Genomic DNA, 16,381 nt, shown 5'->3' with positions numbered 1-16,381 from the left:
TCTCCCAGCGGAAATATATAGTACCGCCATTCGGAGTGAACCAGTAAAAAAACGGGTTAAAAGGGTGCCAATTCTTGGCCTGAAAACAATGACTTAGCGCTCATTTTGTCATCCGCCGGTCATTAATCCGGAGCTGAAAAATAACTAATCCGGAAACACTGTAAGATGCTGTATCGCATTAACCCTTTATTCCTACGGCTATGCTGCAAACTCCCGCCACCTTTCAGCCGGCGATACGGCCGCTGGATCACCCCGATCCGCTGACGTTTGTGTTCCATCGTGCTGAGTTGCTTTTACGCAACACTACACTTAATTTACCCACGGCAACGGAACTGGCGGCGCTCAAGCTGGCGCCGGAACAGATTCACCCGCTCGGCATGTGGGAGGGGCGGTATTACCAAGTTGCATGGGTGGAGCAGCCGGAGCTGCCGGCGGCCGACCTAAGCTATCACGGCCTGCGCAGCCTGTTCGGTGCGGTGGATGACGGTTTTCTCGGCCTGGCCGGGCGCGCCGTCCAGATCGCCGAATGGGCGCGCACCCATCGTTATTGCGGCGTCTGCGCCACCGCGCTGCAGCGGGTCGAGGGCGAGCGCTGCTACAAATGCCCGCATTGCGGGCACAGCGCCTATCCGCGCATCTCGCCGGCCATGATGGTGCTGGTGCGCAAGGGGGAGCAAGTGCTGCTGGCCATGCACACCAACTCGCCGTACAAGCGCTACACCGCGCTGGCCGGCTTCCTGGAGGCCGGCGAATCGGTGGAAGAAGCGATCCACCGCGAAGTGTTCGAGGAGGTTGGCTTGCGGGTGCACAATCTGCAATACTTCGGCAGCCAGTCGTGGCCGTTCCCGCATTCCCTGATGATTGCCTATACCGCCGACTACCTGGACGGCGAAATCCGCATCGATCCGAGCGAAATTGCCGACGCCCGCTGGTTTGGCGTGGATGACGAATGGCCCGACCTGCCGGTCCAGGTCTCGATCGCGGCGCGGCTGATCGATGCCCACCGGCCCAAGCGGTAGGCGGTCAGGTCCGATATACTGTCGGGCAAATTAAAAAAAGGTCTTTCATCATGTCCCAAGAATTTACCGAAAACGACTGGCGCCGACTGATCGCCAGCATAGGCGAAGACCCGGATCGTCCGGGCCTGCTGGAAACCCCGAAGCGCGTGGCCAAGGCGTGGGAACACTGGACCTCGGGCTATGGCCAGAATCCGGTCGACCTGCTGAAGGCGTTTGAAGACGGCGCCGAGCAGTACAACGAATTCATCATCGTGCGCAACATCCCGGTGTACAGCCACTGCGAGCACCACCTGGCGCCGTTCTTCGGCAAAGCCACCATCGGCTACATCCCGAATGGCAAAATCGTCGGCCTGTCCAAGCTGACCCGCCTGGTCGACTGCTTCTCCAAGCGCCTGCAGGTGCAGGAACGCATGACCATGCAAATCGCCAACGCGCTGATGGAAGTGCTGGAACCGAAAGCGGTGGGCGTGGTCGTCAAATGCCGCCACCTGTGCATGGAGAGCCGCGGCATCCGCACCCCGGGCGAAGAAACTGTCACCTCCGCCATGCTGGGCGAACTGCAGCCCAACCTGGCGATGCGCACCGAATTCCTGGCGCTGGCCAGGGATTAAAGGACGATGGCGGCAATCGCATGGCTGAGCGGCGAGCTGGACGCCGCACTGGCGCAGGCGCGCGCGCAGCAGCGTCCGTTGTTCCTGTACTGGGGCGCGGCATGGTGTCCGCCGTGCAACCGCGTCAAGGGCGACCTTTTCGCCCGTGACGACTTCGCGCGCCGCAGCGACGCCGTGCTGTGCTACCACCTCGACGGCGATAGTGCCTGCGCCCAGGCGCTGGCCGCGCGCTTGCGGCTGCGCAGCTACCCGACGCTGGTGCTGTACACGCCGGATGGCGGCGAAATCACCCGCCTGCCGTGCGAACTGGATGGCGAACTGTTCGATGCCGCCTTCGACACCGCACTGACCGTGCACGCGGCCGGCTCCTCGGCCGCCGCCGCGCTGGACGCCGCGTTGAGCGGCACCCGCGCTTTAAGCGCCGCCGAATGGTCCTTGCTGAGCCACTACTCCTGGGATACCGACGAAGGCCAGTTGCTGGGCCAACGCGCGCTGGCGCCGACCTTGGCCGCGCTGGCATCCACCGCAGCCAGCGCAGGCGCATCGGACGCCGCCGCGCGTTTGAACCTGCACGCCGCACTGGCCGCCGGCCAGGCCGATGGCGACAGCCTGCTGGCGCTGCTGAGCGACGCGCGGCTGGCGCGGGCCAACCTGGACATCTTCAACAACAGCGGCTTGATCCTGATCAAAATCGCCAGCCGGCGCGAAGAACTAGCGGCCGCGCTGGGCCGTTTGGCCGCACAATGGGCCGACGACTTCTGGCTAAGCGCCTCCGATCGCCTGATGGCGGTACGGCTGCAAATGCGGCTGGCGCGCCTGCTGGCGCCATCGCAAGGCTTGCAAGAGCAGGTACGCGCCCGGGTAGAAGAAGCCCTGGCCGAAGCCAGCGATCCCTACCAGCGCCACACCCTGGTCAACACCGCCGTCAGCGCGCTGAACGACGCCGGCCTGGCGGCGCAAGCCGAACAACTACTGCTGTCCGAACTGCCACGTTCGCATTCCCCGTACTACTTCATGCTGAGCCTGGCGGCCAGCGCCAAGCGCCGTAGCGACAGCGCCGGTGTGCTGGACTGGTACAGCCGCGCCTGGCAAGCATCGACAGGACCGGCGACCCGCCTGCAATGGGGCGTCACCTATCTGAGCAGCGTGATCGACCTGACGCCGCAAGACAGCGCCCGCATCGAAGCCGCCGCCGCTGGCCTGCTGACCGACATCCACGCCGCCGGCGCCGACGCCCACCAACAGCGCAACCAGGCCCAGCTCAAAAAGCTGGCCCCCAAGCTGAACACCACCACCGGCCCCCACACCACAGCCCTCCTCAACGCTTTGTAACCGGGGTCAATCCTCCCAAACCTACACGGGCTCTACCGTAGCGTTCCGCTACGGTAGAGCCCGTGTAGGTTTGGGAGGATTGACCCCGGATTAGCGGCGGAATTCGGCGCCGGGTTTCCACTGGGGCGCGTCTTTGGCTTGGGCGGCCTGGTAGCCGGCCTGGAATAGCAGGTGCAGGTCGTCCAGCGCGCCGGCGGTGTTCCAGTTGGGCTGGACCACGTCGTTGATGGTGTGGTACTGGTGCGCGATGTAGCTCAGCTGCTTGGCGCTGCTGTTGCGCAGGTAGATGGTCGGTACGCCGGCCCGCGCAAATTCGATCTGGTCGCCTCGGTAGTAGCTGCCGGAACCGGCGTTGCTGTCGGGCTTGACCACGCGCCCTTGCTTGGCCGCCGCCGCGATCACCAGCTCGTCCGCCGTCGATTTGCCCATGCCGCTGAGGCCAACCTCGCGGTTGCGGCCCCACAGGTTGAGGCCGTCGATGTTGATGTTGAGCACGGTCTTGCTCAGCGGGTAGAGCGGATGCCGCGCGTAGTATTGCGCCCCCAGCAGCCCGCGCTCCTGCGCGGTGGTGGCCAGGAACAGGATGCTGCGCTTGGGCGGCGTCGGCAGCGCTTTGTAGGCCTGGGCGATCTGCAGCAGGCCGGCGACGCCGCTGGCGTTGTCGACCGCGCCGTGGAAGATTTGCTGCGTGCGCGGCCCCGGCAGGCTGTCGTCGACGCCGAAATGGTCCCAGTGCGCGCTGTACACCACGACTTCGTTTTTCAGCTGCGGATCGCTGCCGGCAATGCGCGCCACCACGTTGTGCGATTCGATCGGCCGCAGCGCGTTCAGCGTTGACAGGTTGAGCTTGATTCCGAGCGGCACCGGTTTGAAGCCGCGCGACGCGGCCTGCTGCTGCAGTTCGTGCAGATCCAGTCCGGCCGCCTTGAACAGTTCGCTGGCGCGCTCGTGCTGCAGCCAGCCGCCCAGCGCCGGCATCAGCGGATCGGGCTGCTTGCTGTGCAGCGCGAAGTTTTCCCGGCCCCAGCTATTGACCACCACTTCGTACGGATAGCCGGCCGCCTTGGTGTCGTGCACGATCAGCACCGCCGCCGCGCCCAGCTTGGCGGCGATGTCGAATTTGTAGTTCCAGCGCCCATACCAGGTGATGGCGTTACCGCCGAACACAGCCGGGTCCAGCTGGCGCGGCCGCTTGGGATCGGCCACCGGCGGATCGTTGATCAGCATGACCAGCGTCTTGCCTTTGAGGTCGGCGCCCTTGTAATCATCCCATTTGTATTCCGGCGCCTGGATGCCGTAGCCGACAAACACCAGTTCGGAATCGGCCACTTCCAGTTGCGGCTCGGCGCGCGTGGTCCAGGCGATGTAGTCGTCGCCAAACTTGAGTTGGATGCGCTGGCCATCCTTGCCGCTGTAGCTCAGCGTGGGATGGCTGGAGATGCCGACCAGCGGCACGGTCTGCAGATAGCTGCCATCCGGATTGCCCGGCTCCAGCCCCAGTTTTTTGAATTGCTGCTGCAGATATTCGATGGTGACGGTTTCGCCGTTGCTGGCCGGCGCCCGTCCTTCAAACTCGTCCGACGCCAGCGTGCCGATCTGTTCCAGCAGCGTGGCGCCATCGATCGCGCCCGCGTGGGCCTCGCAGGCGCACCAGGCCAGCAGCGCGGTGGTCAGGAACAGTTTCATGGCACGAATGAGTTGCAAATTATGAAAGCATAATTCTGACACATTTAGTTGCTTTAGAACAGCAAGTCAGAAAGGATCGGATTTGCCGATGGGTTTGTGCCGATAATTGCGCTTTTTTATCAACTTTTTTAATACTAAGATGACTTCATCGCAGACTTCTTTGAGGAGCATCACCATGAACACCAAAGCCCTTTTCGCCGCCGCCGCCCTGTTCGTTGCCGCCGGCAGCACCTTTGCCGCCGATACCAGCGAAGCCGCTTTCGACCAGGCGTTCCGCAACAACAGCACCAGCACCCTGACCCGTGAACAGGTGAAAGCCGAAGTCATCGCCGCCCGCAAGGCCGGCCTGCTGGACATCAACGATGCTTACCAGGATGTCGCCTACATGGCCGCCCGCCAGTCGCAAACCCGCAGCGCCGACGTCCAGGCGCAACAACTGGCCGCCAAGCAGCAAGCGCAGGACAGCAACACCCATTAAGCAAGTCAGTGTCGTAATTTACAGACGGGCGAGGTCGAATCACCTCGCCCGTCCGCCGTTTACGCGCGGTGAATGGCGCATGGCGCGGGTTTTGGGCGTATGCTTATTTCCATAAAACAATATGGAGACCTTCCCATGAACAAGCTCTCGTTCAAGCAGAAGCTATGGGTGCCGCTGATTTGCAGTCTGCTCTGCATCACCGCGATCTTTGTGTTCGAAACCTTCCAGACCCGCGCCGTGCGCATTGAAGAGCGCAGCGCCGACCTGCGCAATCTGGACGAGTTGGTGCTGAACATCGTCAAGCAATACGGCGACAAGGCCACCGCCGGCGCGCTGAGCAAGGAGGAGGCGCAAAAGCAGGCGCTGGATCTGATCCGTGGCCTGCGCTACGGCAAGGATGGCTACTTCACCATCAGCAGCGGCACCCGCACCGTCATGCATCCGATCAAGCCGGAAAACAATGGCAAGGATCTGGTCGACCTCAAAGACCCCAAGGGCACCTACGTCTACCGCGCGATTGCCGCCACCGGCGCGCTGCCCGAGGGCGGCGGCTTCGTCAATTACTACTGGTCGCGGCCGGGCTCGCAGGAAGCGGTGCCCAAGCTGAGCCGCGTGGTGCACTACGCGCCGTGGGACTGGGACGTGGTGACCGGTGTCTACACCGATGATATTGACGCCGCCTTCCGCGCCTCGCTGCTGAGTTCGGCCGGCTGGCTGGCGCTGGTGTGCGCGCTGCTGTGGCTGATCGTTGGCACGGTCAACAAGAGCTTGCGCCATACCATTGGCGCCGACCCCGAATACGTGCGCACCATCACCCAGGCGATTGCCGATGGCGACCTCGGTGTCGACGTCAAGATCCACGATGCCGACACCGGCAGCATCCTGCGCGCGGTGCAGACCATGCAGCAGCGGCTGGCGGCAACCATCGGTGAAATCCGCCTGAGCGCCGACACCATCGCCACCGCGTCGAGCGAAATCGCCTCCGGCAATATGGACTTGTCGGCGCGCACCGAGTCGCAGGCCAGTTCGCTGGAAGAAACGGCGGCCTCGATGGAACAGCTGACCTCGACCGTCAACCAGAACGCCGACAACGCGCTGCAGGCCAACCGGCTGGTGCAATCGGCGTCCGAAGTGGCCGCGCGCGGCGGCAAGGTGGTGTCGCAGGTGGTGCAGACCATGGACACCATCAACGCCTCGGCGACGCGGATTGTCGACATCATCAGCGTTATCGATGGGATTGCGTTCCAGACCAACATCCTGGCCCTGAACGCGGCGGTGGAAGCGGCACGCGCGGGCGAGCAGGGGCGTGGTTTCGCGGTGGTGGCGTCCGAAGTGCGCAACCTGGCGCAACGGTCGGCGGCGGCGGCGCGCGAGATCAAGGAACTGATCAACGCCTCGGTGGACAGCATCGGCGCCGGCAGCGCGCTGGTGGCCGAGGCCGGCACCACCATGGACCAGGTGGTGGCCAGCGTGGCCAATGTAACGCAGATCATGTCCGCCATCAGCGCCGCCTCCAGCGAGCAGAGCACTGGCATCGGCCACGTCAACATGGCGATCACCGAAATGGATTCAGTGACACAGCAAAATGCCGCGCTGGTGGAACAAGCCGCCGCAGCAGCCGGCAGCATGCAAGAACAAGCCGCCCGCCTGGCGGCACTGGTGTCGCGTTTCCGCTGATTTATTTGGTGTCGGCGGGGACGGTTTCGATGACGGCGGCTTCGTAGACGAATTTGTCGCCGTCGGGACGGAATACGCCCATCAGCTCGCCACCATCGCCTTTGACGTCGGCATATTGGGTGCAGGTTTGGGTTTCGACTTGCCACGTTTCTTGCCCGGCGCGCAGGGTCCAGACATTGTTGCCGCCGGATAGCAGTTCGATTTCCACTTCATCGGCCGGCATCTCGGTCAGCTCGATGCGGCGCAGGCAGTCGGGCAGGCGCTGCATGATCAGCTCGACCTTGCTTTCGCTGCTCCAGAAATGCTTTTGCGCCCGGTGGATGGTCAGCGCATGATTGCCAACCGGCCCGTCCGCATAGTAGGACGCGGAGTCATCCACGCAGGCGGCCAGCAGCAGGGGCATCAGGAGTATCGCAATCTTGCGCATGGGGCTATCCATTCGTTGCTATCGATCTGGAAACATTATAGCGCCCCACGCGCCCGGCCACGCCCTAGAAGCGGTAGCCGATACCCACGCCCAGCAAGACTGGATCGACTTTTACCCGGCTGATCTTGGCGCCGCCAGCCAGCACGTCGCTGCGGATCTGCACTTTTTTGATGTCGAAGTTGAGCGACCAGTGCTTGTCGATCGCGACGTCGGCACCAGCCTGCAGCGCCAGGCCGAAGCTGTCATGCTCCAGGCTGGCCGCGCCGCCCAGCAGGTTGACCTTGGAGAAGGTGGTGTAGTTGATGCCGGCGCCGACGTACGGACGGAACGTGGCTTCCGGCATGAAATGGTATTGCACCGTCAGCGTTGGCGGCAGGTGCTTGATGCTGCCGATGCTGGTGCCGTCCAGCGTGACGTCGTGCTTTTGCGGATAGGTCAGCACCAGCTCGGTCGCGATGTTGGGCGTGAAGAAGTAGGAGATGTCGACATCCGGTATGGTCTTGTTGCTGACGTGGATGCGGTCGGCGGCGCCGGTGCCGCCCACCGGGTCGGATTTGTCGGCGGTGTCGATGTGCACGGCGCGCACGCGCACCAGCCACGGGCTTTCTTCGGCAAACGCGCTGCCGCTCATCAGGGTCAGGGCTGCCAGGACTGCTGCTACAGACTTACTCATTTTACTTCCCTCTTTGTCGTCGTTAAGTAACGTAGGGAAGTCTATTGATGCGGCGCAGCGGAAACATTGATCCAGGTCAAAAATTTCCGAATGTGAAATGCTAGCGGTAGCGCGCCAGGATCTGGTCCACGCTGCCATCCTTGACCAGCGTGTCGATGGCGCGGCTGATGTCGGCAAACGGAATCGCCGATTTCTGCGAGAACGCGCACTGCGCCTTGTAGGCCGAGAACACCAGGTCGGCGCGCACCTTGAGCTCCGGCGTCACGCGGTGCAGATAGTTCAGCGTGGCTTCGCTGATCATGGTGTAGGGCACTTTACCGGCCAGCATCTGCTGGATGTTGGCCTCCATATTGGGCGCGTCGACGCGGCGAAAGCGCGTGCCCAGCACCAGCTCCACGCGCTGGTAGCGGTATTGCGTGACCGTGCCGACCTGCTTGTCGCGCAAGTCCTTCAGCGAGCGCAGGTGCGGCATGTCGTGGCGCGCGGCGATCATCTCGGCGTCCGGGAACAGCGGCGGGCTCCAGTTGTAGTCGCCGTCGATCCAGAACGGCATCACATAGCACATCGCATCGGCGCGGCCGCTGCTGAGCGCTGGCGTCACTTCCGGGCTGTCGGCGCTCAGATAGACCGCGCGGCGGCCCAGGCGCTGCGCCAGCGCGTCGCCAAAATCCTTGACGATGCCGCCGGCGATGGCGCCATTCTGGATGCGCGCGATCGGCATCGCCTGATCGACCGGCGCCAGCATGACCAGCTCCCCCTGCGCGGCCAGCGCGGCGGCGGCATACAGGGACATCAACAGCGGTAGATAGGTAAGAAGAGATCGCATGAGTTGCATTATAGCGTGCGGCTATGTGGCACTACGCACGGGAATCGGCCGCAATTTGTGGCATGCTACCGGTGTAGCCGCCGCCACCGTCCTGTCGAGTTTTCCCCCGGGCAAGCGGGCGCTGGATTCGTGGCCAACACCGTAGACTGAGCCGATCACCGACCCATACGTCTTTCTCCAGGAGCACATCATGACCCACACTCTGGCAGCCGTATTTGAAACCCGAGCCGAGGCCAACCATGCCAAGGACGAACTGATCCACCATGGCTATGACAGCGACAGCATCAAGGTCCACGATTCAGGCAGCGTGGCGGGCACTGCGCGCATCAACGACGACGAATCCATCCTCGGCACCATCAAGCAGATGTTCAGCCAGATGATAGGGCGAGACCACGCCGACCAGCACGTGTACGCCGAAGCGCTGAACCGCGGCCACACCGTGCTGGCGCTGGAAACCGCCACGCTGGACGCGGCCGAGCGCGCCGCCGACCTGATCGAAGACTTCAACCCGATCGACATCGACGAACACGAAACCATGTGGCGCGCCAGCGGCTGGGGCGCGGCCGACGTGCTGCGTGCCGGCCTGCTGCAGACCAGCGTGGGCGCGGCCCAGCACAGCGCGCCGGAACAGCACGGCATCCGCCCGCGCGAGGACGCGGTGGTGTTCGCGCGCTCCGAACAGGTGGTGCAGGCACCGGGCTCGCTGCAGCGCGGTTCGGTGACCAGCGGCACCGTGCCGCCGGCGGCCGAGGCGGTGGCCGACATCCAGAACACCGTGCAGCGCAGCGGCATGCGCATCTACCCGAAGGGCGAGGCCAACGAAGACACGCTGCGCATCCTGCGCGGCAATGACGACCAGGCCGACGACGACTACTTCCGCTCGCACTGGGAAAAGACGCTGTCGTACACCGGCGGCACCTACCAGGAGTTTGATCCGGCCTACCGCCACGCCCAGTCGCTGGCCGGCAATCCCGGCTACCGCGACAAGGAATGGAATGATGTCGAGCCGGAACTGCGCAGCAGCTGGGAAAAGCAGTACCCGCAATCGACCTGGGACAAGTTCAAGGCGGCGGTGAAAGAGGGCTGGGATCGCATCACTGGCTAGTTGCGTAAGCTCAAGAAGTGAGCAACGCATCGTGACATCATCGGGAACTCGCGCTGCCCGTTCCGGGCCGTGCTTCCCGAGGGATGCCACCGATGGAAAAACTGCTGCCCTACTATGAGCGCGAGTTGAGCCTGCTGCGGCGCGCCGGCGCCGAGTTTGCGGGACGCTATCCCAAGCTCGCCGGTAGCCTGCAGATGCGCGGCGAAACCTGCGCCGATCCCCACGTTGAACGCCTGATTCAGTCCTCCGCCTTCCTCAACGCCCGCGTCGCGCGCTTGCTTGATGATGGTTACGCCCACTTCACCGAAGCGCTGTTGGGCATGTTGTATCCTCATTATCTGCGCCCGATTCCTTCCTGCTCGATCGCACGCCTCGATTACAGTGATGCCCGTGCCAACGAAATCAGCACCACCAGCGTGCTGCCGCGCGGTGCGACGCTGAAAGCCCTGGGGCAGGGCGCCGTGACCTGCCGCTTCCGTACGGTCTACGATACGGTGGTGGCGCCGCTCACTATCAGCGCGGTGCGCTTCGAACCCTATCCGCAAACACCGCCCACATTGACGCTGCCGCTGGATGCCGGCGCCGCCATCAGCATCAACATCGCCAGTACCGCCGCCGTGCGCGGCCTGGACGCCATCGGTTTGCCCACGCTACGTGTCTATATCGACGGCGAAGCGTCGCTGCGCGCCGCCCTGCGCGACGCGATGTTCATGCAAACCGCTTGCGCCTGCGTGGAAGCCGATGGCCAGTGGTGCATGCTGGAGCGCGTTCCGCTGTCGCCCGCCGGCCTGTCTGCGGACGAAGCGCTGCTGCCCGCCGCACCATCCGAACACGGCGCCTATCGGCTGCTGAGCGAATACTTCGCCTTCCCCGAGAAATTCGATTTCGTCGACATCGACCTCGCCGCTTTGATCGCTGCCTGCCCGCAAGGCTGTACGCAGTTGACCTTACGCCTGCTGCTGCGTGACGTACGTCCCGACATGCCGGTCGCGCGCATCCTCCGAACACTTGGCGCTGACAATCTGCTACTGGGCTGCACACCCATCGTCAACCTGTTCCCGCAACCGGCCACGCCGATCCGCGTCACCCACACCCGCAGCAGCTATCCGCTGATGGCCGACGAAATGCCCGGTGGCGCCAGCGACATCTACAGCATCGACAGCGTGCAGATGGTGCGCAAAACCGCCGAGGGTAGCGCGGTGACGGAATTCTTTCCCTACTACTCGCTGCGTCATGGCGAAGCGGAAAGCAGAAAAGGCCAATACTGGCTGGCCGAGCGCGAAGACCTGATGGCCGCCGGCCACGAATATTCGCTCACGCTGGTGGACCGCGACTTTTCGCCGCTACGCAGCGACAGCGGCACCGCCTCGGTACGACTCACCTGCACCAATCGCAATCTGCCGCATGGTCTGCAGTACGGCCGTGCCGCCGGCGATCTGAGTACTGAAAGCCCGGTTGGCAACTTCCCCATCCGCATGCTGCAGCGGCCGACGCTGTCGTACCGCCTGGCCAACGAAGGCCGGCGGCAATGGGGCTTGATCGCGCATCTGGCGTTGAATCATCGCTCGCTGACGCAGGAGGGACTGCCGGCGTTGACCGCCATGCTGCGGCTGTACGCGCAGCAGGACAGCATGGTGTCGCAACGGCTGATCGACGGTATCACCGCACTGTCGCACCATCCGGCCACGGCGTGGATACGACAGGCGCAAGGTAACGCCTACCTGCGCGGCATCGAGGTGCGGGTGTCGCTGGACGAAGAGGCGTATGCCGGCGTGGGCGTCCACGCGTTCGCGCAGATACTGGATCACCTGCTAGCGCTGCACGTGCATCTGAACAGCTTTACGCGGCTGGTGGTGCTGTCCCACGTGAGCGGAAAGGAACTGCTGCGATGCCCACCTCGCAACGGCGCATTGACGCTGGCCTGATCGGCCAACTGCTGGAGCACCCGCAACGCTTTGAATTCTTTCAGGCGGTGCGGCTGGTGCGGCAATGGCGTCCGGATGACGCGCGCTTCCGCAATCGGCTGGCGATGAGCTTCCCGCCGAATCAGATTGAAAACCTCAGCGCTGATGAAAGTGGCGTGCGCATCACGCCGGCCTTCATCGGCCTGCTGGGCAGCCAGGGCGCGCTGCCGCTGCACTACTCAGAACGCATCGCGCGGCATGAGCGAGACCATAACGACGGCGGCCCGCGCGCCTTCATGGACATGCTGTCGCACCGCGCTGTGGAGATGTTTTACGAAGCGTGGCAGCGGCATCGTCCGGAATGCATTGAAGACGAATTCCTCGACATGCTGAACGCGCTGGCCGGCACCCACGTCAGCGACGAAATGATAGACCGCGAAACACTGGCCTTCTACGCCATGCAGATCCGCAGCCGCACCGTCTCCGCACCGCAGCTGGCCGGCATGTATTCCGAATACTTCGGCGTTCCGGTCGAAGTGCAGCAGCTGGTGGGCGAGTGGAGCGAAATGCCTGCGGAGGATCAGGCGCAGTTAGGTAAGGCCAATGTCGATCTGGATGGCGGCATCATGCTCGGCGCTCGCACCTACAACTGCGACCAGCGCGCGCGCCTGCGTATCGGCCCGTTGGACAAGGATCGCTATCAACGCTTCCTGCCCGGCCACACCAGTGCGCTACATCTGCAGGCGATGCTGGAACTGCACTGCGGCGTGGGCATGACCTGGGAAATCCATCTGGTCCAGCGCGCGCAGGACATGCGCGGCGTGAGCCTGAACGGCACCAGCAGATTGGGTGTCGATGCCAGGCTGCTCAGCGAACCAGCCATGCGGGACTGCGCTGAGTTGATGTATCTGCTGCATACCTAAGATTGCGCAAGCTCAAGAATCGAAAAATCCGCGATGACATGATGTGAAGCTTGCGCGGCTTGATACTGCGTCGACTACCTCGTTGTTAAGGAGCGAATGTGGAAAGCGACTTCTTCGGCTTCATGGCCATGGCCAAGGAACTTATCACCGACAACCGGCCGATACGACTGCGTCTCGACCTGCCCGGCGGCTTTAATGACGACATGCTGCTACCGCAACGCGTATTCGGATCGGAGGCCATCTGCGGCGGCATTGAATACCGTGTGCTGTGCGTCTCCGCCAACGTCCAGCTACCCTTGAAGCAGATGATCGCCGTGTCGGCTACGCTGGAATTCGTCACCGACCGCGGCGACCTGCGTCACGTCAGCGGCATCGTCACCGAAGCCAGCTCCGGCGACAGCGACGGTGGCCTGGCAAGCTACCAACTGGTACTGCGCGACGCATTGGCGATACTGGAAAAGCGCACCAACACACGCGTGTTCCGCAATATGGACGAGGTGGAAATCGTCCAGCGCATTCTCAACGAATGGCGGCAGAAAAGCCCGGTGCTGGGCATCTGCTTCAAGCACGAGACCGACGAGGCGTTCAGCCAGCGCACCTACCCCAAGCGCGAATTCACCATGCAGTACAACGAATCGGATGCCGCCTTCATCCGCCGTCTGCTCAAGCGACGCGGCATCGGCTGGTACATCCGCGCCGACGAGAATGGGCACACGCTGGTCCTGTTCAACAACGCCGACAGCCTGCGCCAGAACGTCGCCGGCACTATCCGCTACCACCGCGACAACGCCACCGAAGAGCGCGATACCATCACCTCCTGGAGCGCGGTACGCAGTCTGCAGCCAGGCATGGTCACGCGCCATAGCTGGGACTACATGAATCCGCAGGGCCGGGACTTCATGATGATGGAGGTCACCAGCAGTGTAGACCAAGGCATCAACGGCAACGAACTGGCCGCCACGCTGGATGATTACCAAGTGCTGTCCCCCCACGCCGGCGACGACAACGAAGATCTGCTTCGCCTCGGCCAGCTGCGCATGAAGCGGCATGACTATGAATCCAAATGCTTCCACGGCGAAGGCAGCGTACGCGATTTGTGCGCTGGAGAATACTTCACGTTGGCCGAGCATCCGGAAGTGGACCAGCATCCGCTTGAAGAGCGGGATTTTGTCGTAACGTGCCTGCAAGTCACGGCGCAGAACAATCTGCCTAAAGCCCTAGCCGCCCGCGTCGAACGCCTGTTCAAGCACAGCCGGTGGATACATAGCGCAGCCGAACAGCAAATGCTGGAGCACTCCGCAGACAAGGTGGCCACCGGCCCATTGCGCATGCACATCCAGTTCACCGCAGTACGACGCGGCGTCCCCATCGTTCCCGCCTTCGATCCGCGCGTGGATGTGCCGCAAGCACAAATGCAAAGCGCCATCGTTGTTGGGCCGAAAGGCGAAGAAGTTCACTGCGACCAGCTAGGCCGTGTAAAAATCCGATTTCCCAGTACCCGTATTGCAGACCACGAGGAAGCCGCAGGTGTGGGTGCTTCCGATACCGAAACTGACTCTGCTTGGATACGTGTAGCAACCAACTGGGCGGGCAACGGCCCTGGCGCCATGGCGCAATCCGGCACGCTTGGCCTTCCGCGAATAGGAAGCGAGGTGCTGGTCGCGTTCCTTGGCGGGGACCCGGACAAACCAGTGATCGTGGCCCAGCTCTATAACGAACAGGCGCAGCCCGCGGCACTCAGCAAGGCCGGGAATCTTCCCGGCAACCGCTACCTCTCTGGCATCAAAAGTCGCGAAATAAATGGCGGCCGCGCCAATCAGTTGCGGCTGGATGATACGGAAGGGCAGATCAGCGCACAGCTGGCCAGTGACCATGACGAGTCGCAGCTGAATCTTGGCTTCATCACCGGCCCAAGATCCCATGGCGCCGGCCCGTCTCGTGGCGAAGGTTGGGAATTGGCCACCACTGCCTGGGGCGTGGCGCGCGCGAACAAAGGCATGTTGATTACTACGGAAAGCCGTGCACCAGGAACGAAACCCATCAAGGATTTGAGCGAGACTTTGCAGCGCTTGAACGCCGCTCAGAATCAACACGCAACGCTAGCAAAACTGGCGCAAGGCGCGAAAGCGCAAGATGCGGGCGAACAGGGAATGGTGGCTGATGTTGTCAAGGCCCAGAACAAAGAGATCCAGAGTGGCGCGAAAGGGGATTTTAAGCAGCTTGGCAAACCGCATCTGGTGCTGGCAAGCCCCAGCGGTATCGAGACATCAACCAGCGGCAGTACGCACGTGGCAAGCGACAAACATACTGCGCTGACCACCGGACAGGATCTGTCCATCGCCAGTGGGGGAAGCGTCTTCGCCAGCGTTCGACAAGGGCTGAGGATGTTCGCACACAAGGCTGGCATGCGTCTTGTCGCAGCTGGAGGCGATATCGATGTTCGCGCGCTTGCGGAAAGTGTGAGCATTCTGGCGAAACTCAAGATTACTCAGACAGCCAATAGCATCAACATCAGCGCGGAGGAAGAAATCACCATCAATGGTGGCGGGAGCTATGCCAAATTCACGCAAGGTGGTATCGAGTTCGGAACGGGTGGCAACATCGTTTCGCATGCGGCAAAACATCATTTCACCGGGCCCAAGACGATGGATATGGCCGAGATACAGCCCTCTGAACAGGAACTGGATGGCGCCGGTACTTTTCATTTGAACAGCCATCCAGCTGCAGGTGGCCGCTCCAATGCTGGATTGCCATACAAGCTGTACAAGGACGGCGCGTTGGCAAAGCAGGGACGTTTCGATGACGACGGCAATATGACTTTCCAGCATGATCTGGAAGCGGAGTCCGAATACCAGATTGAACTCCCGAACGGCAATCGGTTTGACATCGCCGCAAATCCGCATGAGGAACAACACGAAGTCAGTGCCAGCATTGGTTATCACGGTTATGTCAACGAGGGAGGTTCGCTCACCGAGGAACATGTCTCGCTTGAGCAAAGCAGACAGCGTTCCAATCCCGTAGCAAGCGATGACGATGAACCCAGCACATAACGATACCAAGGTCTAAAGGAGAACTGGCATGGGCGATATGAACGGCAATCAGGGGCTGTATCAGCAAAAGTTGACCTACCGGAGCAATGGGACGCCTTGTCAATGTCTTGCCCAACCGTGGTTCATCAAGGTTCCGCATCCCGTTTATGATCCGCGTCACGGCAACTTGCTTGAACCGATCATTTGCGGGGAAAACGTCTTCCACCGTATTTCCGATGACCTCACGGCCGCGGAACATACGGTGGATATCATTACTTGGGGATTTGACCCAGGCATGGTACTTGTGCGTGGAGGAACTGCCGAGTCTGGAACACGTTATGGAGACCTGCTGAAGCAAATCACCACCAGGAAAAAAAATCCCGTAATGGTGAGGCTTCTCGTCTGGCACGACGATGCTGCCGCTCAGTTTTTGATGAATAGCGCCCCCGGATTCTATGGTCGACTCTTTCCGGGTATCGGCGCTGGCTTAGGCGGGTTCTATGGCGATGCCCATCATGCGTATAACGCCGCGTGGTATGAAGAGATTGCATCAGGGGAAATACCTGTTCGTTTGCTCGCAGAATTGACCCATTCCAATTGACCCGCCTTCCACTGCCTGGCAAACGCCGCCACGCGGTCGTATGACCCTTCATAGCCGAGTTCTTTCAGTTCCAGATGGAGCTGCTTCAAA

The 16,381-nt window shown here is 62.2% G+C and carries 14 protein-coding genes; 10 read left to right on the top strand and 4 right to left on the bottom strand.

Features of this window, described 5'->3' with window-relative positions:
- Positions 1-200: 200 nt before the first annotated feature.
- From nudC to GJ699_RS30780, 3 genes are read left to right on the top strand one after another with little or no spacing between them, the layout of a single operon-like run.
- Entirely contained in the window at positions 201-1,019 is an 819-nt protein-coding gene (nudC, locus tag GJ699_RS30790) for an NAD(+) diphosphatase (RefSeq protein ID WP_154383249.1), read from the top strand.
- 50 nt (positions 1,020-1,069) lie between these two features.
- The gene (gene folE / locus GJ699_RS30785) at positions 1,070-1,630 is read left to right on the top strand and encodes a GTP cyclohydrolase I FolE (RefSeq protein ID WP_154383248.1); all 561 of its coding nucleotides are present in this window, start codon (positions 1,070-1,072) and stop codon (positions 1,628-1,630) included.
- A 6-nt stretch (positions 1,631-1,636) separates the two neighbouring features.
- Positions 1,637-2,962 (top strand): thioredoxin family protein, encoded by a 1,326-nt coding sequence (locus GJ699_RS30780; protein ID WP_154383247.1) that lies wholly within the window; start codon positions 1,637-1,639, stop codon positions 2,960-2,962.
- 90 nt (positions 2,963-3,052) lie between these two features.
- Here the strand turns inward: GJ699_RS30780 and GJ699_RS30775 are convergent, their stop codons facing one another.
- Positions 3,053-4,648 carry a M28 family peptidase gene (locus GJ699_RS30775; RefSeq protein WP_154383246.1) on the bottom strand — a complete coding sequence of 532 codons (1,596 nt, stop codon included), beginning with the start codon at positions 4,646-4,648 and terminating at the stop codon, positions 3,053-3,055.
- 175 nt (positions 4,649-4,823) lie between these two features.
- Here GJ699_RS30775 and GJ699_RS30770 point away from each other — a divergent pair, with 175 nt between their 5' ends.
- Complete coding sequence (locus GJ699_RS30770; protein WP_195763686.1) at positions 4,824-5,126, top strand: DUF4148 domain-containing protein; 303 nt, start codon at positions 4,824-4,826, stop codon at positions 5,124-5,126.
- Between the two features lie 135 nt (positions 5,127-5,261).
- Positions 5,262-6,803, top strand: coding sequence for a methyl-accepting chemotaxis protein (locus GJ699_RS30765; protein WP_154383244.1), 1,542 nt, complete (start codon positions 5,262-5,264; stop codon positions 6,801-6,803).
- 1 nt (position 6,804) lies between these two features.
- Here GJ699_RS30765 and GJ699_RS30760 read toward each other — a convergent pair whose 3' ends face one another.
- The 3 genes from GJ699_RS30760 to GJ699_RS30750 form a co-directional block, all read right to left on the bottom strand.
- A complete protein-coding gene (locus tag GJ699_RS30760; protein WP_154383243.1) occupies positions 6,805-7,230 on the bottom strand; it encodes a YdgH/BhsA/McbA family protein in 426 nt (141 codons plus the stop codon).
- Between the two features lie 64 nt (positions 7,231-7,294).
- Positions 7,295-7,903, bottom strand: coding sequence for an OmpW/AlkL family protein (locus tag GJ699_RS30755; protein ID WP_154383242.1), 609 nt, complete (start codon positions 7,901-7,903; stop codon positions 7,295-7,297).
- Between the two features lie 100 nt (positions 7,904-8,003).
- Positions 8,004-8,729, bottom strand: a complete 726-nt coding sequence (locus GJ699_RS30750; protein WP_154383241.1) for a substrate-binding periplasmic protein — start codon at positions 8,727-8,729, stop codon at positions 8,004-8,006.
- A gap of 190 nt (positions 8,730-8,919) precedes the next feature.
- On the opposite strand from GJ699_RS30750, the gene GJ699_RS30745 reads away from it, so the two are divergent.
- The 5 genes from GJ699_RS30745 to GJ699_RS30725 all read left to right on the top strand — a co-directional run bounded on the left by GJ699_RS30745 (position 8,920) and on the right by GJ699_RS30725 (position 16,291).
- Positions 8,920-9,834 (top strand): hypothetical protein, encoded by a 915-nt coding sequence (locus tag GJ699_RS30745; protein WP_154383240.1) that lies wholly within the window; start codon positions 8,920-8,922, stop codon positions 9,832-9,834.
- Positions 9,835-9,926: 92 nt separating this feature from the next.
- Positions 9,927-11,759: a type VI secretion system baseplate subunit TssF gene (gene tssF, locus GJ699_RS30740; RefSeq protein ID WP_154383239.1), complete on the top strand. Its 1,833-nt coding sequence runs from the start codon at positions 9,927-9,929 to the stop codon at positions 11,757-11,759.
- Positions 11,723-12,661: a type VI secretion system baseplate subunit TssG gene (gene tssG, locus GJ699_RS30735; RefSeq protein WP_154383238.1), complete on the top strand. Its 939-nt coding sequence runs from the start codon at positions 11,723-11,725 to the stop codon at positions 12,659-12,661. The genes tssF and tssG overlap by 37 nt, the downstream gene beginning before the upstream one ends.
- Before the next feature lie 98 nt (positions 12,662-12,759).
- Positions 12,760-15,711 (top strand): type VI secretion system Vgr family protein, encoded by a 2,952-nt coding sequence (locus GJ699_RS30730; protein WP_371867720.1) that lies wholly within the window; start codon positions 12,760-12,762, stop codon positions 15,709-15,711.
- Between the two features lie 28 nt (positions 15,712-15,739).
- A complete protein-coding gene (locus GJ699_RS30725; RefSeq protein ID WP_154383237.1) occupies positions 15,740-16,291 on the top strand; it encodes a hypothetical protein in 552 nt (183 codons plus the stop codon).
- Positions 16,292-16,381: the final 90 nt, after the last annotated feature.

The organism is Duganella guangzhouensis, from assembly GCF_009674535.1.
Taxonomy (GTDB): Bacteria; Pseudomonadota; Gammaproteobacteria; order Burkholderiales; family Burkholderiaceae_D; genus Rugamonas; species Rugamonas guangzhouensis.
This window is presented reverse-complemented; position numbering and strand designations above follow the sequence as displayed.